At 55.2% G+C, this 20,541-nt stretch carries 19 protein-coding genes; 9 read left to right on the forward strand and 10 right to left on the reverse strand.

Annotation, left to right across the window (positions count from 1 at the left end; all coding sequences use genetic code 11):
* Positions 1-50: 50 nt before the first annotated feature.
* The 7 genes from JLG71_RS15790 to epsC all read right to left on the reverse strand — a co-directional run bounded on the left by JLG71_RS15790 (position 51) and on the right by epsC (position 6,370).
* Positions 51-1,529 carry a cysteine desulfurase gene (locus JLG71_RS15790; protein WP_014229057.1) on the reverse strand — a complete coding sequence of 493 codons (1,479 nt, stop codon included), beginning with the start codon at positions 1,527-1,529 and terminating at the stop codon, positions 51-53.
* Positions 1,516-2,460 (reverse strand): family 2A encapsulin nanocompartment shell protein, encoded by a 945-nt coding sequence (locus tag JLG71_RS15795; RefSeq protein ID WP_049084327.1) that lies wholly within the window; start codon positions 2,458-2,460, stop codon positions 1,516-1,518. Before JLG71_RS15795 ends, JLG71_RS15790 begins: the two co-directional genes overlap by 14 nt.
* 37 nt (positions 2,461-2,497) lie before the next feature.
* On the reverse strand, positions 2,498-3,673 hold the full coding sequence (gene moeB / locus JLG71_RS15800) for a molybdopterin-synthase adenylyltransferase MoeB (RefSeq protein ID WP_025107023.1): 1,176 nt from the start codon (positions 3,671-3,673) through the stop codon (positions 2,498-2,500).
* Positions 3,670-3,960, reverse strand: coding sequence for a MoaD/ThiS family protein (locus JLG71_RS15805; protein ID WP_014229054.1), 291 nt, complete (start codon positions 3,958-3,960; stop codon positions 3,670-3,672). Before JLG71_RS15805 ends, moeB begins: the two co-directional genes overlap by 4 nt.
* A 59-nt stretch (positions 3,961-4,019) precedes the next feature.
* Positions 4,020-4,448 carry a Mov34/MPN/PAD-1 family protein gene (locus tag JLG71_RS15810; RefSeq protein WP_025107022.1) on the reverse strand — a complete coding sequence of 143 codons (429 nt, stop codon included), beginning with the start codon at positions 4,446-4,448 and terminating at the stop codon, positions 4,020-4,022.
* Positions 4,441-5,346: a PLP-dependent cysteine synthase family protein gene (locus JLG71_RS15815; protein ID WP_200913660.1), complete on the reverse strand. Its 906-nt coding sequence runs from the start codon at positions 5,344-5,346 to the stop codon at positions 4,441-4,443. Before JLG71_RS15815 ends, JLG71_RS15810 begins: the two co-directional genes overlap by 8 nt.
* Before the next feature lie 67 nt (positions 5,347-5,413).
* The gene (epsC, locus tag JLG71_RS15820; protein ID WP_014229051.1) at positions 5,414-6,370 is read right to left on the reverse strand and encodes a serine O-acetyltransferase EpsC; all 957 of its coding nucleotides are present in this window, start codon (positions 6,368-6,370) and stop codon (positions 5,414-5,416) included.
* Between the two features lie 380 nt (positions 6,371-6,750).
* On the opposite strand from epsC, the gene JLG71_RS15825 reads away from it, so the two are divergent.
* The 5 genes from JLG71_RS15825 (at position 6,751) to JLG71_RS15845 (ending at position 11,033) form a co-directional block, all read left to right on the forward strand.
* Positions 6,751-7,536, forward strand: coding sequence for an HAD-IIB family hydrolase (locus tag JLG71_RS15825; protein WP_200913662.1), 786 nt, complete (start codon positions 6,751-6,753; stop codon positions 7,534-7,536).
* A gap of 551 nt (positions 7,537-8,087) precedes the next feature.
* The gene (locus JLG71_RS15830; RefSeq protein ID WP_200913664.1) at positions 8,088-8,783 is read left to right on the forward strand and encodes an amino acid ABC transporter permease; all 696 of its coding nucleotides are present in this window, start codon (positions 8,088-8,090) and stop codon (positions 8,781-8,783) included.
* Positions 8,761-9,513 (forward strand): amino acid ABC transporter ATP-binding protein, encoded by a 753-nt coding sequence (locus tag JLG71_RS15835; protein WP_048261878.1) that lies wholly within the window; start codon positions 8,761-8,763, stop codon positions 9,511-9,513. Before JLG71_RS15830 ends, JLG71_RS15835 begins: the two co-directional genes overlap by 23 nt.
* Before the next feature lie 39 nt (positions 9,514-9,552).
* Positions 9,553-10,323 (forward strand): amino acid ABC transporter substrate-binding protein, encoded by a 771-nt coding sequence (locus tag JLG71_RS15840; RefSeq protein ID WP_014229046.1) that lies wholly within the window; start codon positions 9,553-9,555, stop codon positions 10,321-10,323.
* A gap of 164 nt (positions 10,324-10,487) precedes the next feature.
* Entirely contained in the window at positions 10,488-11,033 is a 546-nt protein-coding gene (locus tag JLG71_RS15845; protein ID WP_170873306.1) for a chorismate mutase, read from the forward strand.
* Positions 11,034-11,649: 616 nt separating this feature from the next.
* Here JLG71_RS15845 and JLG71_RS15850 read toward each other — a convergent pair.
* Positions 11,650-12,366: a GntR family transcriptional regulator gene (locus tag JLG71_RS15850; RefSeq protein ID WP_064406550.1), complete on the reverse strand. Its 717-nt coding sequence runs from the start codon at positions 12,364-12,366 to the stop codon at positions 11,650-11,652.
* Between the two features lie 118 nt (positions 12,367-12,484).
* On the opposite strand from JLG71_RS15850, the gene JLG71_RS15855 reads away from it, so the two are divergent.
* Genes JLG71_RS15855 through JLG71_RS15870 form a run of 4 tightly spaced genes read left to right on the forward strand, consistent with a single transcriptional unit; the run spans position 12,485 to position 17,415 of the window.
* The gene (locus JLG71_RS15855; RefSeq protein ID WP_200913666.1) at positions 12,485-13,279 is read left to right on the forward strand and encodes an ABC transporter ATP-binding protein; all 795 of its coding nucleotides are present in this window, start codon (positions 12,485-12,487) and stop codon (positions 13,277-13,279) included.
* 20 nt (positions 13,280-13,299) lie between these two features.
* Positions 13,300-14,295: an ABC transporter substrate-binding protein gene (locus JLG71_RS15860; RefSeq protein WP_014229041.1), complete on the forward strand. Its 996-nt coding sequence runs from the start codon at positions 13,300-13,302 to the stop codon at positions 14,293-14,295.
* A complete protein-coding gene (locus tag JLG71_RS15865) occupies positions 14,292-15,038 on the forward strand; it encodes an ABC transporter permease (RefSeq protein WP_025107014.1) in 747 nt (248 codons plus the stop codon). The genes JLG71_RS15860 and JLG71_RS15865 overlap by 4 nt, the downstream gene beginning before the upstream one ends.
* A gap of 13 nt (positions 15,039-15,051) precedes the next feature.
* Positions 15,052-17,415: a CehA/McbA family metallohydrolase domain-containing protein gene (locus JLG71_RS15870; protein ID WP_200913668.1), complete on the forward strand. Its 2,364-nt coding sequence runs from the start codon at positions 15,052-15,054 to the stop codon at positions 17,413-17,415.
* 330 nt (positions 17,416-17,745) lie between these two features.
* On the opposite strand, the gene JLG71_RS15875 is transcribed toward JLG71_RS15870, so the two are convergent.
* Both JLG71_RS15875 and JLG71_RS15880 read right to left on the reverse strand, forming a co-directional pair.
* The gene (locus JLG71_RS15875; RefSeq protein WP_025107003.1) at positions 17,746-18,969 is read right to left on the reverse strand and encodes an acyl-CoA dehydrogenase family protein; all 1,224 of its coding nucleotides are present in this window, start codon (positions 18,967-18,969) and stop codon (positions 17,746-17,748) included.
* A gap of 10 nt (positions 18,970-18,979) precedes the next feature.
* Positions 18,980-20,401 carry an MFS transporter gene (locus JLG71_RS15880; protein WP_014838232.1) on the reverse strand — a complete coding sequence of 474 codons (1,422 nt, stop codon included), beginning with the start codon at positions 20,399-20,401 and terminating at the stop codon, positions 18,980-18,982.
* Positions 20,402-20,541: the final 140 nt, after the last annotated feature.

Consider the following 20,541-nt stretch of genomic DNA (forward strand, 5'->3'; position numbering starts at 1 on the left):
CGGGCTTGTGGGATTGTCGTCATGGTCCATCCCTGGCGTGCTTGACACCGCTACCGCGAAGCAAACCTTGCAACATGCTCTGCGAGAAAATCAATTTCCTGCGGCGTATTATAAAAAGCCAGCGAAGGCCGGACGGTACTCTCATAACCAAAATGGCGCAGGATCGGTTGCGCGCAGTGATGTCCGGATCGCACGGCAATGCCGACCTGACTGAGATAGCGCCCCACGGCTGCATTTTCATGACCCGCCAGCACGAAAGATAAGACGCTGGTTTTGTTCGCCGCGGTGCCGACCAGCGTCAGGCCCGGAATAGCCGACAGCTTCTCGATGCCATACTCCAGTAAGGCGTGCTCGTACTGCGCAATGTTCTCTATCCCCAGCGAGGTGACATAATCGATAGCCGCCCCCAGCCCGACGGCATCAGCAATATTGCCCGTCCCCGCCTCAAACTTATTCGGCGAGGGCTGATAGCGCGTCAGTTCGAAGGTCACGTCGGCAATCATGTTCCCGCCGCCCTGATAAGGGCGCGCCTCTTCCAGCACCTCCTGCTTGCCATAGACCACGCCGATCCCGGTCGGTCCAAAAATTTTATGCCCGGAGAAGACGAAGAAATCGGCATCCAGCGCCGTCACGTTGGTCGGGATATGCGAAATAGACTGCGCGCCGTCGATGGCAATGCGCACCCCAAAACGATGGGCGATCTGCACCAGCTCCTGAACCGGCGTGACGGTACCCAGCGCGTTAGAAACGTGGGTCGCGGAGACAAAGCGGGTTTTATCGTTGAACAACCGGATATATTCCTCAACGATCAGCTGACCGTGCTCATCAACCGGCGCAACGCGGATCGTCGCGCCCGTTTCCTGGGCAATAAGCTGCCACGGCACAATATTGGCGTGATGCTCAAGCAACGTCAGGATAATTTCATCCCCCGGTCGTAATAGCGGCTTCACGTAGCTGTGCGCTATCAGATTGAGCCCTTCCGTGGTACCGCGCACGAAGATGATATTTTCCGGGCCGCGGGCGCCGATAAAGCGCGACACTTTCTCACGCGCGGCTTCATAAGCATCGGTGGAACGAGCGGCAAGCGTATGCGCCGCCCGATGAACGTTCGAATTCTCATGTAAATAATAGTGGCTGATACGATCGATAACCTGCTTCGGGCGCTGGGTCGTCGCGGCATTATCCAGCCACACCAGCGGATGTCCGTCCACCTGTTCGCTAAGGATCGGGAAATCAGCGCGGATGCGTTCCACCGGGATCTGTCCAACCCGCGCCGGCGGCGCCGTTTTTACGCTGGAAGGGGGTAACGGCGCGAATCCGCGAGGCGCGATATCCGCCCTGCTCTCCTGGCCCAATGGCAGCACCCGCGGCGCGTAAGCGGCTTCGGTCGCACGCGGGCGTGCGGGCGCGTCGTCAGGCAGCCCCTGCAGATCGCGCGCGTCGGGCAGACCATAATCACGCGCGGAGGGCGCGTCGCCCGCCCATCCGCCGGGCGCATAGGGAAGCGTGAATAAATTACTCGTAGTCATAATATTCACCCACTTCAACATCCTCCAGCACGGCAATGGCGTCATCGGCCAGGATCGCAGCGGAGCAATAAAGTGAGAGTAAATAGGAAGCCACGCCGTTATCGTCGATCCCCCGGAAGCGCACCGACAAACCGCGAGACTGTTCGTTTGGCAGCCCTTCCTGATAAAGTCCCAGCACGCCGCGTTTGCTTTCACCGGAACGAATCAACAGGATATTGGTTTTTCCGCCCTGGCCTTTCGGGTTTTTCAGACCATCGACAAACAGCTTGTCGGAAGGGATCAGCGGAATACCGCGCCACAGGATAAACGTGCCCCCATGCAAATTCACGGTGACCGGCGGCACGCCGCGTCGCGTGGCCTCACGCTGAAATGCGGCAATCGCGCGCGGATGGGCCAGAAAGAAGGAGGGCTCCTTCCAGACTTTGGACAACAGCTCATCCAGGTCATCCGGCGTTGGACGGCCATTGCGGGTCTGAATACGCTGCGAGTCGTCGATATTTTTCAGCAATCCATATTCATCGTTATTGATCAGCTGACTTTCCTGGCGCTCGCGCAGGCTTTCAATCGCCAGCGCGATTTGCTCTGAGGCCTGGTCGTAGGGCGAGCTGTAGAGATCGGCGATTTTGGTATCGACGTTTATAATGGTCGTAATCGAATCCAGCTGGTATTCACGCGGCGTGGTCTGATACTCGATATAGCCCTGGGGTATTTCAATGCGCGACGGATCCTGGCTGCATAATACATCCAGCGGCGTCTCCCCCTCCACGACCTTGTTCACCCGGTAAATTCCCGATTCCAGGCCCTTATAATCGAGAAAACGGCTGATCCAGCGCGGGGTGATTGCCGCAAATTGCGGTGCCGTTTTGGTCACGTTCGCTAACTGATACGCGGCTTCACGCCCCAGTGCATTAATGCCTTTTTGTTCTGCCATAATGATTCCTTAGTGTTTGAAAGAGTGGAGCTGAAGGTTAGTACTGCGGCAAACGGGTATCGACATCCCGTGCCCAGGCGTTTAGGCCATCTTTTAAATTCATCACGCGCCCCTGATAACCTGCGCGCTGGAGTGCCCGAATGGCGAAAATACTGCGCTGCCCTATCTTGCACAGAAATACCGCATCGACCGTCGGGTCGAATTCACCGATACGTCTGACTATCTGGCCCAGCGGTATCACCTTTGCCTGCGGAAATTTTGCAATCGCCCTTTCGTGGGGTTCACGAATGTCGATCAGCTGCAGGGGTCTTCCCTCCTCTATCCAGGCGTGAAGCTCAAGCGCCGTGACGCTTTCAACCGGAACTTCTGCTTCATCAGGTTTCAGCCCGCAAAACTCCTCGTAGTCGATGAGCGCATGAATCGAGGGATGCTCACCGCATACTGGGCAGTCGGGAGCCCTCTCCAGCCGCAGCTCGCGTTGCTTCATCTGCCACACATCGAAGAGCAACAGGCGGCCAATCAGGCTCTCGCTGCCGCCGACGATTAGTTTGATCGCTTCCGCCGCCTGAATGGTGCCGATAATCCCCGGCAGCACGCCGACAACGCCGCCTTCGGCACAGGAAGGTACCAGCCCCGGCGGCGGGGGCTCGGGATAAAGACACCGGTAGCACGGTCCTTCCCCGGCATAAAAGACGCTCGCCTGCCCTTCGAACTGGAAAATGGAGCCATAGACCAGCGGTTTACCCAGCAAAACGCAGGCGTCGTTGATCAGATAACGGGTGGGATAATTATCCGTACCGTCGACGACGAGGTCATATTCACCAATAATTTCGAGCGCGTTTTTGCTGCTCAGGGTGGTGTTATAGGTCACCACCTGTATCTCGGGGTTGATGGCTTTAATCTTGTCTTTCGCCGAAGCCACTTTGGGTCGGTTGATATCTTTGGTGCTGTGAATGATCTGCCTTTGCAGGTTGGAGACGTCGACAAAATCAAAATCGACAATCCCCAGCTTACCGACCCCCGCCGCAGCCAGATAAAGCGCCACCGGCGCCCCCAACCCGCCGGTGCCGATAAGCAATACGCGGGCAGCCTTCAGCCGCTTTTGCCCCTCAAGCCCGACTTCCGGCAGCAGCAGATGGCGGCTATAGCGGGCAATTTCCGCATGCGTCAGCTCCGTCAGACGGTCATCCGGGATAATGCTCGGTCTGCTCATATCGCCTTCCCGACGCCGCCGGCAATGGCGGGAACCAGCAGCACTTCCGCCCCATCGCTAACCGGAGTCTCCAGCCCGCCGGTGGTTTTAATGTTGTTCTCTCCCACGTACAGATTGATGAAACTGCGCAGCGCGCCCGTATCGTCATACAGATGCGGCTGAATGTCAGGAAATCGCTCCGCCAGCGCTGCGACCAGCTGCCCAACGGTGTGGCCTTCGAGGATCACTTTCCCCTGACCGTCGGTGAAGGCGCGTAGCGCAGTGGGAATCAGTAATGTCGATGCCATAGTGGTAATCTCTCCGTGTTTTGTTCTGGTTTCCGGCAACGTTGTGCCCGTTATTCACGTCATAAAACGATCTGCACATCCTCCTGCAAAAAGCGCTGGCGGTCCTGGGTCAGCCGCCAGCTGGTCAGTGCCCCCGCCTCGCGCTGCGCGACCGCCACGATGATATAGGCGTAAAACGGCAGCGCATGTTCGCGATCAAATTCAGATGGAATGGCCGGGTGATCGGGGTGCGAATGGTAATAGCCGATCACGTCCACATCCTGAGCCAGCGCAGCGCGTTCCGCCCGCAGGGAGTCGTCGGCGGTGATGACAAAACGGTGGTACTGCTCCTCCGACTCGCGAGCATTAACAATGGGGAAAATCGCCGTCACGCGGGCATCGCCCTGCGCGGAAAAGTGGCCAAAGAGCGCACCGCAGCATTCGTTGGGATAGGCCTTTTCCCCTTCAGCGCCAATCAGCCTGGTGATTTCTTGAGTCAATTCAATCATGGGTTTCATTCCAGAAAGCGTCAGTCAGATAACGCGAGCCGACATCACACAGCAGCGTGACCACCACCGATCCCGCCGGCAGCGTGCGGGCCAGCCGCGCGGCGGCGGCGACATTAGCGCCAGAGGAAATGCCGACAAAAATGCCGTCCCGCCGGGCGAGGCGCCGCGTGCTCGCATAGGCTTCCTCGGTGGTGACGGGAATAACGTCGTCGAACAGGGTTTCGTCGAGAATGCCCGGTTTAATGCTGCTCCCCATATGCTTGGTCCCTTCAATGCCGTGGAATGGCGAAGCGGGCTGTACGGCGAGCGTTTTCACGCGCGGATTTTCATATTTAAGCCGCCGCGCGATGCCGACGAAGCTGCCGGAGGTGCCCATACCGGCGACAAAATGGGTGATCTGTTGCCCGCTCTGCTCCCAGATCTCTTTTCCGGTCGTCGCGAAATGCGTATTCGGGTTGACGGGGTTGTTATATTGGTCCGGATAAAAATAACGTTCCGGATGCGCAGCAACTTGTGTCTGAACTTCAATATAGGCGCCGTCAGAACCTTCCAGCGGATCGGTCTCCACAATCGTGGCGCCATAATGACGAATAATACGTTTGCGCTCCGGGCTGGTATTCTGCGGCAGATATAGCCGGACATGATATCCCAGCGCCGCGCCAATCATCGCGTAGGCAATGCCGGTATTACCGCTGGTCGCATCAATAATCGTTTTACCCGGCGTTAATAACCCTCGAGCAATCCCGTCCAGCACCATCGCTTTCGCCGCGCGGTCTTTCACCGAGCCACTGGGGTTCATAAACTCTGCTTTTGCCAGCAGCGTTACGCCAGGTAGCTCGGCGGCAAAAGAGGGTAACGTGATTAACGGCGTAGCGCCGATCGTTTCAAGTAAATTCATAATGATTATCACGCTGTTATTTTATTTATTCCGATGCGCTGGTCATTTCATTTTATTATCGGCGGAATTAAATTCCGTCACCGTCGCTGAAATGTTTTTGCTGTACCCGGGCCTGCTGCACATGACTATCCGGCGGAACATCACGGGTCAGCCATATATTTCCGCCAATGCTGGAACGCGCGCCGATAGTAATTCGCCCTAATATTGTTGCGCCGGCGTAAATAACGACATCATCTTCAATGATTGGATGGCGAGGATAGTTTTTTTGCAACTGCCCGTCATCGCCGGCAATAAATCGTTTGGCCCCAAGGGTAACCGCCTGGTAAATACGCACGCGTTTACCGACGATGGCCGTTTCACCAATCACCACGCCGGTTCCGTGATCGATAAAGAATCCGTCATCAATCTGCGCGCCGGGATGAATATCTATTCCGGTCTGGCTGTGCGCTTTTTCAGATATCATTCGCGCCAGCAGAGGCAGACCGAGCTGATGCAGCTCGTGGGCAAGACGATAGTGCATAACGGCGTGAATTCCCGGATAGCAGAGCAGCACCTCATCCATGCTGCGCGCGGAAGGATCTCCCTGATACGCCGCGAGGATATCGCGATCGAGACGCTGGCGGATGACCGGCAAACGGTTGGCAAACTGCTGAACCCGCCTGACCGCCTCCTGCGACAGCGTGTGACTCGCATCCTGCTCATCTGACTGATAATAAAGTTCCAGGACCGCTTCTTCGGTCAATCGGTCTAGCGAGGTGCCTAGCAAATGACCGACGTAATAATCTTCGCCCTCTTTGCGTAATTCAATATCACCTAATCGCATCGGATAAAGCACTTTTATCAAGGTATCGGTGACTGAATTAACGCTTTCCCGGGAAGGTAAACTACGTTTATTACGATAATTATTTTTCGCATGTTCATCGCGCCACGCCTGACGAACGCGACGGAGTTCATCGACGACATTATTTAAATGCCAGTTATTTTCTCTTTTCGGCATGAGATACAATTCACCCGCTTCCGGCATAATAATATCCTTCTTAAAATCGCATCGATAAATCTTTTTTTTGCGTCACCTCACTTTTATGCATTACCCACATTAAAAACAAATAACCATATAGACTTTGAATAGCTAAAAAGAGTAAATACTTTTAAATCAACACATTCGACAATCAACCGCACCCGGCGAATACGATCGATGCGTCCCTCCTTCGCCAGAGCGGCTCGTTCGCGATGGTACGAAAATGTGACGGGGTGAAAAAGGGAGTCATTAACGCCACCGTTCAGTTGGACAATGAGGGAAAAGTTATAGCGAATTTATTGCAAAACATAACTGATTTTTAGCTATTGATTATGAGGAATTAACGTAACATTTCCGTTATTAAATCATGATGTTTAAGGTTCCCTATGCGCGCTTTATCCGATGCTCCCGCTAATGAATTCGAGCCAGTACGTTTTGTCCTCACCGATATGGATGCAACGCTCACCTGGCAGGGCCGTTTGTCGGCCGCCGCCTATACCTCGCTTGAACAATTGCAGTCCGCCGGGATACGGGTGATCCCGGTCACCGCCGCGCCGGCGGGCTGGTGCGATCAGATAGCGCGGATGTGGCCTGTTGACGGCGTCATTGGCGAAAACGGCGGGCTTTTTTTCCGCCGCACCGCGGACGGGCATGGCATCGAGCATCATTACTGGCACGCGGACGACGCCACGGCATCCGTCGCCGCCCGGCTGCGGACCATCGCCGACCGGGTCCTGGCAGCGCTACCGGAAGCCCGTCTGGCGGACGATCAGCCCTTCCGCCTGACCAGCCTGGCCTTCGCGCGGCCTGCCGACCCGGTACTGGAGCGCCGCATCGTCAACACGCTGCGGCAGGCGGGTGCCGACGCTACCGTCAACAACTTGTGGGTGCTGGGCTGGCTGGGTGGCTACGACAAGCTGACCATGACGCGCCGTACTCTGGCTCAGCACTACGGCGTCGATATCGATCGGGAGCGGGAAGCTATTCTCTACAGCGGCGATTCAACCAACGACGCGCCGATGTTCGCTTTTTTCAAACACACGGTAGGCGTCAGCACCGTCCGGCAGTATCTGGATCAACTCCCCGTAGCCCCCCGCTGGGTAACGCTCGGCCCCGGCGGCGCGGGGTTCGTGGAGATGGCGCAGGCGGTATTCGGCCAAAAATCCCTCTGAAAGCAGCAATTTACCCACCAGCTTAACGATTCCCCGGCGCCCTGGTTTTTCTCTCCGGCTTTCAGAAAACGTTGCAGCGGTTGCCTGACGTTCGCAGGCAGCCGGTTCCCATCAGTGCTTCGTTATGTACACATCCCATAACACCATGTCTTATATTAGTTTTTTCTTACTGATAAAAACCAATACCGTCATTTTTACCGTATGCAAAAAAGTTTTCCGTTTGGTGATCTCCCGACGTTTCCAACGAAACACTATTGTTCATATAAATAGCGTCTGGAGGTTTCCATTTCCGGACAAATCGATTAAAAATGGTGCATTAATGGCGAAATTTCACGCAAATGATGCCATAAAACGGCAGGTAACGACGGCGGGTTTGCATCAAAAGAGAATGGCTTAGCTTTTTTCTATATAACGTTATTCGTATATATTTGTTTTCGCACACGGCGCAAAGAATATAATTCTCACTAATCCGGCCCCCAAATAATTAAGCCGGGCTAATAAAATATTCCGCCAGCAATTTCTGGCAAGATGCTATGTCCGGAAGGTGTGCAGTGCCAACATGGTTACCCTTAGCGATTGATTCTTTCTGGCCAATGCTTTACGCGGGGCTGAAATTCACCATTCCCTTAACGCTGATCTCTTTTATTCTTGGGCTGTCGCTCGGGTTTGCGGTGGCACTTTTGCGTCTGTACGGCCCGGCCTTTTTAAAGCCGGTGATACGGTTTTACGTCTGGCTGATTCGCGGTACACCGCTGCTGGTGCAGCTATTTTTGATTTTCTACGCGTTGCCGAGCGCTGGGCTAACCATTGATGCCTTCCCTGCGGCGGTGATTGGCTTTACCGTCAATATTGGTGCGTATACCTCAGAAGTGATCAGGGCAACGCTGCTGGCCGTGCCGAAAGGGCAATGGGAAGCCGCCCATTCCATCAGCATGACATGGGCGCAGTCGCTGCGTCGTATTATTCTGCCGCAGGCCGCGCGCATCGCCGTGCCGCCGCTCTCTAACACCTTTATTTCGCTGGTAAAAGACACTTCGCTGGCGTCGGTGATCACCGTACCGGAGATGTTTCTTGCCGCGCAGCAAATTGCGGCAGTGACCTATGAACCGCTGATTCTGTACAGCGAAGCGGCGATTATTTATCTGTTCTTCAGTTCGGTGTTATCGCATTTGCAAGAGAAGCTGGAGCGGAAATTAGCGGGTACGACAGTAAAAGGTCAGGTCAATGATAACGCTCTCCAGCATTGAAAAAAGTTTCGACGGCAGCCGGGTGCTGAAGAACATCAATTTAACGATTGAAGAAGGCACGGTAACCACGCTGATTGGCCCTTCAGGCAGCGGGAAAAGCACCTTATTGCGCTGCATTAATTTGCTGGAAATTCCTCAGTCCGGGGAGCTGACCATCGGCAAAGAGCGCATCACATTCGCGCCGGACACGCGGATAAAAGGCCTGGATATTCGTCGTATCAGCCGCCAGACCGGCATGGTGTTTCAGAACTTCGCGCTGTTTCCGCATATGACCGCCCTCGACAACATCACCGAAGGGCTGATTACGGTGCATAAATGGGATCGCGAACGCGCCCGCCGCCGTGGTGAAGAACTGCTGGATAAAGTCGGCATGCTGCACAAATGCAACGCCCTGCCGAATACGCTCTCTGGCGGCCAGCAGCAGCGCGTGGCGATTGCCCGCGCGCTGGCGCCGTCACCGGCGGTGCTGCTGTGCGATGAACCGACTTCCGCACTCGATCCTGAGCTCTCCGGCGAAGTGGTGGCCGTGCTGCGCCAGCTGGCGCTGGAAGGAACAACCATGATCATGGCGACCCATGATTTACGTCTGGCGGCGAATATCGCCAGCCAGGTGGTGTTTCTGGAAGCCGGGGAAATTGTTGAGTCCGGCTCCGCTAACGATTTGTTTTTACACGCGAAGAGACCCCGAACTGCGGAGTTTATCGCCTCTTTAAGCACCGCGCTCCCGTAATCCGGGGCGAGTTAATAAAAACAACATAGGGTAATGCAGATGAAAGCACTCGCAACATTAGTCGTCGCCGGGATTATGCAGCTTGGTTTTGCCCACGCAGCGCTGGCGCAGGATGATTTGGCAAAGATTCAGTCCGCTGGCGTACTGAAAATCGGTACTGAAGGCACCTATCCGCCATTCACTTTCCACAATGCTTCCGGCACGCTGGAGGGTTTTGACGTAGAGATTGGCCGTGAAATCGCCAAACGCCTGAAAGTGAGCCCGCAGTTCGTAGAAGGGAAATGGGACGGCCTGATCGCCGGTGTCGATGCGAGCCGTTACGACGTGGTGATTAACCAGGTCGGCATTACGCCAGAACGCCAGAAGAAATTCGACTTCTCCGAGCCGTATATCGCGTCTAAAGCGGTGCTGATCGTCAATGACAAAAGCAGCATTAAAAGTTTTGAAGATCTGAAAGGCAAAAAATCGGCCCACACGCTGACCAGTAATTATGCGCAGATCGCGCGTAAATACGGGGCGGATATTGTGCCGACCGATGGCTTTAACCAATCTGTGGATTTAGTGGTGCAGGGCCGTGCCGATGCGACCATCAACGACAACCTGTCGTTCCTCGACTTCAAAAAACATAAACCGGATGCGCCAGTGAAAATTGTCGCAACCCAGTCTGACGCGGAGAAATCCGGCGTGTTGCTGCGCAAAAACAACCCGCAGCTGAAAGCGGCGATTGATAAAGCGCTGGAAGAGATCAAGGCCGACGGCACCTACGAACGTATTTCCCAGAAATACTTCGGTGCGGACGTGTCGAAGTAATTTTTTAACCCCGCGGTAAAAGAGAACCGTAAGCCCGGGTCGGGTTTACGGTTTTTTTATCATCACAAGACTGTAAAATGCGCTAGCTACGCTTTCTGCGAAATGTTTCTTCAACTGACCGGGAACGCCTTTACAGACTTCCTGTTTATCGACGTCGGAGATTTATGATGCCGTACAAGCTCTATACAGCCGTGTTGCTTCTCGCTGCCGCAAGTTTCTCTGCAACGGCAATTTCTGCTTCAACCCCTTCGATTGGCAATTTGATCAATGAACGTTTGTCCTTGATGAAAGATGTTGCCGGATATAAAGCGCAACATCACCAGGCGATTGAAGATCTACAGCAAGAGAAGAAGGTTCTGGAGAGCGCCACTGCTGATGCTGATTCGCTGGGATTAAAAGGCGAGAGCGTAAGGCCATTTATTCAGGCGCAGATGGACGCCGCCAAGGCGATTCAGTACCGCTATCGCGCCGACTGGTTGGCCGCGCCGGAAACTGACTGGCAGCCTCGCCCGCTTCAGGATGTCCGGACGCAAATCGGCCAACTTAGCCATCGTATTCTACAAAGTGTGGCGGCACGATTAAAGTCCGGGCAACCTCTGACGGAACAGGGCCAGGAGGCATTTATGCACGCCGTGCAGCAGAAGAATTTACACGAGCAGGATAAGCATAGAATCTGGGAAACAATGAAAGGGATTTCGTTGAAAGATTAAGTAAAAAGCCCCGCTGAAGCACTGAGGAATCCCCATTCATGGGCGGGTGAAAAAGACAAGCATAGCGTTTTGTGATCTACTGATTGTGCAACCAATTCAATGAGATCACCCCTATGCTTGCAGTATCAGGGGGAAGAGAGCCCAGCCTGATTCAGCTATAGCGCAGCACTCCTCCCCTTCAACCTGGCAGCATCACACGCTAACACTGTTCAGCCCGTTGCGCAGACTTTCCACTGAGTAATGCGCCGGTGGGCGCAGTATCGGCCGCGCGGATTGCCGAAGTGAGATGCTCTGGAACAGCCTGACGGACAATATGTTAACAGTGCCCTGTTGACTCGCATGTGGGCCTGACAAGAAACATGCCTTCACTTTCCGGGGGGACGTTCCTGAAACCAAATTCTTAAACGCGTATGCTGAATCCATGTATCCCCCTGTCAGCGCTCATTCAATAGTAGCTACGATGATTTACGAAGAAGATTAAGGGCTAATGACATTCACCGCATATACTGATGACAGAATGATGAACATCATCCAGATCGCGAGGTTCATGACCGGATTGCCAATACTCTGAATACCCAGTCAAATTAAATCACCGGTGAGAATCAGAACCCCTACTTCAGCTGTTGCTCAAAATAAACTCGTAGCGTTCCGGACGAATGAAAAAGCGAGAGTTCTCAGCGCACTGCCCGTTTTCAAACCAGGATGTTCGCTCCAGTAGAAAAAGCGGCGCGTTTTTATCGGTTCCCAGCACGTCAAAGAGTCCCTTATCCGCGAAGGCCAGCCGGATGGCAATATCGGAGCGACTGATGTGATGTTGCGTGGCTTTTTCTAACAGGACCCAGGTCGGTTCCTTCTCGGTCTCTTCCCAGCTCAGCTCATGAGGAAATGCCGGGAAATGACTGTAACCCACCGCAATGGGATCATTATCCACCAGATGCAGCCGTGAAATAAACGTCAGCGACCGGGACATTTGAAACAGCGATTGCAGCGACTCTGGCGTTGGCACCTCCTCTTTGACCAGCAAACGCATTGTGGCATTCAGTCCCTGCTGCTTTAGCGACTCATGAAAGCTACGCATGACGTTGATGCCATGTGCAACCTTCTTGCCCGATATGTAGGTTCCCTTTCCCTGCTTGCGCTCGACAATCCCCTGCTCAGTCAGATGCTTCAGCGCGAGCCGTACCGTCACCCTGCTGACCGCAAAGCGCTGTTCAAGCGCAGCTTCAGAGGGCAGTTTTCCGCCAGGTTGAAAATGCCCGGCGGCAATTTCCTGCCGCAGGGTATCGGCAATCTGCCGGTAGAGCGATGTGATGTTTTCACGCACCAGTGTCATTCAGGTTCCGTCTCTCGTATTCCGTTCGGATCTAGTTTAGTCAGAAGCGATCTTAGATCAACTTGTATTAATACGTATTATAACCACATCTCATTATTTCTTATACATGACGCTCAGCATGACGAATTCTCAACCATACGCACTGGCGGTAGACAATATCACTTTTCGCTATCCCGGCGGCGCGCCGGTATTCAGCCATTTCAGTTTTCATGCCCGCCAGGGGGAGTTTGTGGTGTTGCTGGGCCCCTCGGGGTGCGGTAAGAGCACGTTACTCAATCTGCTGGCCGGTTTCACAGAGCCGGAGCGGGGAGCCGTGCGGATTGGCGGTGAGCGTACCACGCCGGAAAACCATCGGCTTGGCTATGTTTTTCAGCAGCCACAGCTCTTTGGCTGGCTGACCGCGCTGGAGAATGTCCGGTTCGGATTGCGGATGCAAAGGCGCGAGGACGTGGCCTCTCAGCGCCGACGCGCTATGACATATCTGCAACGTGTGGACCTGGTACATGCCGCACATCAGTTGCCGCACCAGATGTCCGGGGGCATGCAGCAGCGCGTGTCACTGGCTCGCGCGCTGGCGCTGGAGCCGGATGTTCTGTTAATGGACGAACCATTTGCTGCGCTCGATGCCATCACCCGTGGGGACATGAACGAGGAGACACTACGTCTCTGGTCCGCCATTGGGCAGACAACGGTCTTCATCACCCACGATATTGAAGAGGCTGTGTTTCTTGCTGACCGCGTCATCGTTCTGAATCGTGCACCCGGTGGCGTACACAGCGAATTGTCTATCGCCTTACCGCGCCCGCGAAGCAATCTGGAGACGCGACAGCTTCCGGCTTTTGCCATGTACCGTAATGAATTACTGAAGCGCATTACCGATGTGATGCAGCAGTCCGACAACCACTCACTCTAACAAAACGGAACATCAATCAAATGGGTAAATCATTTCTTGCTGTGCTGATATCAGGGGTTTTATTCAATGCTGCTGACGCTGCGGATTCCCAGCCGCTGCGTATTGGCTGGGTCTATGCGCTGGCCAACGCGCCTGCACTTATCGCCGAGAAAGAGGGTTTTTATCAGCAGGAAGGGCTGACCGTCGAGCTTAAATCCTTTGGTGATGGTCCCGTCATCAGTCAGGCGCTGGCGGCGCATGAACTTGATGCAGCCTATATGGGTGCGACACCGGTATTCCAGTGGTTTTCGCGCGGGCTCAAGGGGCAAATTATCGCTAAGGTGAACAGCGGACAAGCCGCGCTGATCGTTCCCGCACAGAGTGCTATTTCCCGGTTGGCTGACCTAAAAGGCAAACGCATCGCTGGCGTCAAAAAAGGGAGCGGAATGGATGTTCTGCTGCGCGGTGTGGTGCTGCAACAGCAGGCAGGTCTGGTTGCTGACAAAGATGCTCAGATCCTGAGTATGCCCGCCGGTAACATGCCCGCTGCGCTGCAGCAGGGCGTTGTGGATGCAGCCTTCACCTGGGAGCCCTTTGTCAGCGAAGCACTGCTGCGCGGCGACGCCAGACTGCTGCTCGATGTAAACAAAGTCCAACCGGGTTATCCGTGGTATGTACTGATGGCGTTACCGGAGACCCTGAAGGACCGCCCGGACGATGTAGTGAAGCTTATCCGTGCGCATCAGAAAGCAGTGGATTTTATCAATCAGCATCCTGCAGAAGCCGATCGGATCATGGCCGATGCGTTTAAGCTGCGGGCCATTAAAACCGCTGACGGTAAAACGCTGCCGCCGGAGGCGCTGGTTCAGGAAGCCCGTAAACGTATTGAGTGGTCTGTGTCACTGACGAAGAAAGATGGCGCCTTTTTTGAGCAGCTGATGAAGGACTCACAGACACTGGGCTACATGCAAAAGGCGCCAGAGCTGAATGAATTTGTTGATACGCAGTGGCTGACAAAAGCAGGGATAACGCAGTGAAGTTCAAACCAAACTGGGGCTGGGCTTCCCTGCCCGCGTTACTCATGGTCTGGGTTATCGTTGCGAGTCACTATCCCTCTTATGTGTTGCCGCAACCCTGGGACGTATGGCGGGAAGCCATACGCTGGTTCAGTGATGGTTCCATCTGGGGTCAGCTACAGGCCAGCCTGCTGGAAGAATTCACCGGCTTTATGACTGCCGTGCTGCTGGCACTGATTCTTGGCGTCAGCGCCGGACTTTCCGATCGCGTCAGGGAGTTCCTTACGCCACTGAACAGCCTGTTTATGGCTATCCCGCCCATCGCATGGGCACCGCTGATGCTGCTGATCTTCGGCCTGGGATTCGTTTCCATCGTGGTGGTGATTGTCATCGCTGCGCTGTTCCCGATGTGTCTGGCCATTCAGGAGGGGATCCGCGGCATCCGTGGCGGTGAAGTGCGTGCAGCACGCACGCTGGGAGCTCGACCGTTTCAACTGCTTCTTCATGTCTATCTGCCCAGTTCCCTGCCATTTATCACCGCCGCACTGCGCATCGGATTCAGCCAGGCGTGGCGTGCGCTGGTGGCAGCGGAAATGCTTGGCGCCTCTCAAGGCATTGGCTGGATGGTTGCCATGGGCGGACAGACGGGTAACAGCAGTCAGGTACTACTGGGAATTTGCCTTATCGGGCTTATCGCCTGGTTAATGGAAAATCTTGTTTTTCGCCGCATTGAACAGCGCTATCAGCGCTGGCGCGCCCAATAATTGTGAGGTTAATGTGAGTCAGTTCGATATCCGTGATGCAGGCGATTACATCGCTCCTAAGGGCTTGTATGAGCAGAATAAAGCCCGACCGTTTCTGGGCAGTGTGGCCTGCTCGCATACTCAGTTGACTGCCGGTGCGTGGGAAGAGATCCAACTGGTATATACCGTGGGCGCCAGCGGGCTTGCTGACGGCGCATGGCTGAAGCTCGCCTTTAAATTTTACTCGGACTGGGCGCTGTTTCAGACCAGCGATCCCTCGGCAGCCAACTATGTCAGCGCCGAGTATCAGGCAGGCCCGCTAGTGCCAGGACAGAGCCCTGCCACGGTCCAGCATTTGAAGGTGCGTTTTGATCAGAAGGGGCACGAGCGTCCGTTCCAGAAAGCCATTCTGATCGACATTATTGATGGCTACATCAATCCGGGAGACAAAATCATTATCCGCCTGGGCGATCGGCGCCATGGCGGGGGCGGTACGCGTGTACAGAGTTTCGTTGAGAAAGATTTCCGCTTCCGCCTGTTTGTTGATCCGCTGGGGAGCTCAAAATTTGCTGAGGTACCCGGCGATACGCTGCTGGATATCGTGCCCGGTGAGCCCGCTTCTCTTGCCGCGATCGCGCCAAGGTTACTGGCACCTGAAACGCCTTTCTCCGTTATCGTCCGGCTGGATGACCGCTGGGGGAATACCTGCCGGAGCCTGCCGCTGGCAGGATGCCTGACGCTGACCTCATCGGGAGGTGAAACACAGCATCATGATTTCCGGCTGGCCGAAGAGGGCTGGGCGATTGCGCGTATCAGCGATTTGCATCTCTGCGCAGGAGAATGGTCGTTCAGCGCCGCACTGGGCACGCTGCCCTTGCTGGAAGGCAAAGGATGGATAACGGTGGAGGAAACCGCCACAGGTCTGCGCCCGCTCTATGCCGATCTTCATGTGCATTCTGATGACACGGTTGGTACCAACGACACGCTGTATAACCTCAGCTATGGGCGTGATGTCGCCGGTCTCGATATTCTTGGCTATACCGCCAACGATTTTAATGTGACTGAAGCGCGCTGGAAGCAGGCGGTAAAGCTGATTAATGCGCTGAACCAGCCAGACAGTTTTGTCTGCTATTCCGGTACCGAGTGGTGCGGTAATACCTGCGCCGGTGGCGATCATAATGTGGTGTTCCTTGAAGATGATGAACCTCAGTTCCCGTTTGATAATCAGGGGCGGCTGGTGCGTTCATTCGAGTGGAATGAGTTCACTGCCGGAACCATCAAACCGGGTGCATGGCCACTTGATGAACTTTATGCGGCCTACGCACGCGAACCGCACAAACATCTGTTAATCCCGCATGTTGGCGGGCGCCGCTGCAACCTGGACTGGCATCACCCGGAGCTGGAGCGCTTGATAGAAGTCGGTTCCGCCTGGGGGCAGTTTCACTGGGTCTATTCCGAGGCGCTCGAACGGGGCTATCGTCTGGGCGCGACCGCCAACAGCGATGAACATCAGGGGCGATGTGGTGGTGGCGTGCCTGCGACAGCCGTCTTCGGATCCCGTGGAGGCCTGACTGGCGTACTTGCTGAACAATTCGACAGAAAAGGTGTGGCTGCAGCGCTTCGTGCCCGCCACACCTATGCCACAACAGGTGAACGAAGCTATGCCGAGTTGCGTGCGGGCGATGCGCTGATGGGAGATGTAGCGGAATTCAGTTCAGCAGATGTACTGCGTTATCGTCTGTTAGGCGATGCGGGCTGGGAAGCGGTAACGCTTTACGATGGAGAAAGAGAGGTATGGCATCGCGATTTGCACGCGGAATTTGGGCGCTCTAAATATCAGTTCCGGGTGCGTCTGGGGGGGGCACGCATTAAGGACCGCTATCGGGGTGCTTACTGGACTGGACATATTGAGGTCACAGGGACACCAATCAATGCGTTTTCCCTCTCGGGCGCAGATCACCCGGAGCAGACCGTCTGGCGTAAAAGTCATACACAGATTGGCTTGCGAACCGACACCAATGGTGACAGCGACACAGTTACTGTCAGTACCGGTGGGCTGGCCGGAGCAAAAATACACGTTCATCTGGACATCAGTAGCTATATCAAAGTGGGCGATCCGCTTTTGCCACAACCACATGCCTGGGCGCCGGTTTTTGAAACGGATATTGATGGTCAAACGCTTCTGATTGCAGGCAAAGAGACTTTTACGCTTCCAGGCACCGAACTTCAGGTAGATATTGAACTGGTTACCGAACAGCCGCTTCCACGTGATATCAGCGGCGAAATTCCACTTTCTGAACTTATCCTGTCAGAAAAACGGGAACATCCGTTCTTCATCAGTGCCAGGCAAAAGGACCAGTCCCGGATTTGGACCTCAGCCATCTTCTTAACACGTTAAATAGTGGCATGCGGCAGTTTCTTGCCGCATTTTCGGTAGCTATTTGTTGTTTAAGAGTCAGACCGTATTGCAAGATCTGCGAAAAAGGTCGCCGTCCTGCACCAGCGTCTCCAGCCCACCGCTGCCCTGATGTCGTTTTCCCTTACGTACAATGTTGATGAAAGAAGTGTAGCCCCGTTACTTTATCCGTACCCAATATACTGGGGTGTTAGCCAGCCAGACCCGGCACGATCGCTGCCCCCAGTCGTCCATGATCCGGGGGATGCTCCCCCGCTCAATCGTGATGGGGGTGCCAACGATCCTTACGGAGAGGCTCCTTCGCCGTGTTTCTCAGCCCTGCGATTTCTCGCCGTCGCCAATCTGCCAGATAAAGGTTGGCGCTTCGCCGTTAACCAGCCAGTTACCGATATTTCGCGCCTTATAAATCACCGGATTGTGCGATGCCACGGTGCGCGCGTTGCGCCAGTGCCGATCCAGGGCCTTACTCACTCGCGTATCCGACGCGCCGAGGGCGTTGAACAGCTCGGTGGCCGCACGCGGGATCCAGTCGCTGGCAATCACCTGCGCCTGCGCCGCTTCGACTTCAGCCAGACGATTGCGCTGTTCAATGAGCGCTTCGTCGCCGCTGGCATGCGCAAGGTAGGCCTGATGCAACGATTCCGCCGCCTGCAATACCGCCGCCCGCGTCGCCCAACTCCAGCTACTGATTTGTCCCACAACCTGGAGTACCTGCGCATCGTCGCGCGGCACGGCGGCATTGCCGTGGCTGTACATCCGGGTCCGCTTTTTCACGCCTTCGGCGACGTCACGCTCAACTGCCAGGCCAATTCCCGCCAGCGTCGCCAGCAGGATATGCTGATAAAACGCGGTCTGATAACGAAAGCGCTGCGCAAAGTCGTAGACGTGATCCTGCTCCACCTGCGCCTGTTTGAAGCGGGTCGTGCCGCTGCCGGTCAGACGCTGACCGAAGCCGTCCCAGTCATCCTCACGTTCAACGCCGGCCTGGCTCGTGCTGACCAGCGCAATCACATCGCCCTGGTTGTCGCTGCGCCGGGCGAAAACATCTATCCAGTCGGCAAACAGCGTACCTGTGCTATAGAATTTCTCACCGTCCAGCCGCCAGCCGCCTTCAACGGGCGTTACGCGGGTGAAAACCTCCCCCAGCCTGACCGCGCCGATTTCGGTCCAGCCGCTGCCCACCAGCTCGCCGTCGAGGAAGCGACGGAACCAGCGATCGCGCGCCGGCGAGTCAGGTTGATTGAGGCGGTCTTCAACGAAGGCGAAATGCGCCCGCAGCGCCTGCGGCAGGTTGGAGTCGGCCTGAGCCAGCTCAATAAGCAGCGCAATTAATTGCGGCAACGACGCGCCCCAGCCGCCCTTTTCCCGCGGAATGCGTACCGTGCCAAATCCGGCCTCTTTCAGCCAGCGGATCTGCTCATCGGGCAGGATGCGGTTTTGTTCGCGCCCCGCTGCCCCCTGCGCGATACGAGCAAAAATCGGTCGGAAGGTCGCCGCCAGCTGTTCATAGTCGGTGCCGGTAGAGAGTAAAGTCATTTTCTGTTCCTCAATGGTGGCTGTCGTCAATGTCATATTGGGTAGGCTCATGGCGTACCGCGAGCAGGAAGAAAATTGGGATAATGGCGGCCAGCGATACGACCCAGAACATTTGCGTACCGAGCGATGCCTGCAGCAGCGGCAGCACAAACAGCGCCAGCGCGCTGCCAATACCGGAAAGCGCGCGGCTGAAGCCAACCCCGGTGGCACGAATCGCGGTTGGGTATGAAAGCGCCGGATAGATCATCAACTGCGCGCCGGGACCAAAGCCCTCGGCAAACAGCCACAGCCCCAGCATCGCAATCGCCAGCGCTACACCCAGCGCGGCCTGCGGCTGCCCCACCAGCGCGAGGACGATCAGGGCGATAAACTGCAGTGCGAACCCGGCGATCGCGACGTGTCGCGACGGGTATTTCCATGCCAGGTGCATCCCCAGCAGCCCACCGGTAAAGGCGAACAGCGCATTGAGTCCCAGCGAAGCGGAGATGGTTTCGAACACGCCAGCACCAAGGAATTGGGCGAGAATGGACGGCAGGAAAAAGGCGATCGCCGTATACTCAAATGAGATACAGACGTTCATCACCCCGGCGACAATAGTGCGTTCGCGGTACGGTTTTGCAAATAGCACGCGAAAGCTCACTTTGGGCGGCGGAGCAGGACGTTCTGGCGGTGCTTCGTGAGCGTTGATCCCGTAAGAGTCGCGCAGAATACGCACAGCCGAGGTCAAATCACCCTGGTTGGCCGCCCATAACGGCGATTCATTCATGAATTTACTGCGCACGGCAATAATCAGCAGCGCCGGAACCGCGCCGAACAGCAGCGATGCGCGCCACAGCCAGTCCAGATGTTCTTTTGGCAACAGGAAATAGAGCCCAAAGATGATTAAAAAACAGACCGTCGAGGCGGCGTACCACATCGGACACCAGGCCGCGAGCCGCGCGGCCTTATTACCCTTCCCGCTAAAGCGGGAAAACTCGGCCAGATAAGACATGGCGACCGGGAGATCGATCCCGACGCCAATCCCCATCAGAAACCGCGCGCCGATTAATACCCAGACATTCGGCGCCAGTCCCGCCGCAATCGCCGATACCACAAAAAATAGCATATCGGCCATAAACACCGAATAACGGCCATATTTATCCGTCAGCCAGCCGCCGATTAAATTACCAATAATCGTGCCGACCATTATTGACGAGGTGACAATGCCGGTTAAAAGCGGCGAGAGCTGGAATTCCCGCACCACATCATCAATACCGTAAGAGAGCGTGGTTAAATCATAAGCGTCGAGGAATACACCGCCGAGCGCGAGGAATACAATCATCCGCGCATATTTACTCTGCTCCCTGCCGGAATTAATTAATCGCGCCACATCCCCGACGCTACTCACCGGTGCCGAAACGGCGCCAGCATTATCAACAGACAGAGTACTCATATTATTTACCTTATATAATTGTGCAGGTGACTCTGGTTATAAGCCGGGCTTTAGCATATTAAAAACAATAAATAATCATATAATTATCAATATATTCAATAAATTAATAAATTAATAAATTAATAAATAATAACGCCAGT

The organism is Klebsiella michiganensis (assembly GCF_015139575.1).
In the GTDB taxonomy this organism is placed as follows: Bacteria; Pseudomonadota; Gammaproteobacteria; order Enterobacterales; family Enterobacteriaceae; genus Klebsiella; species Klebsiella michiganensis.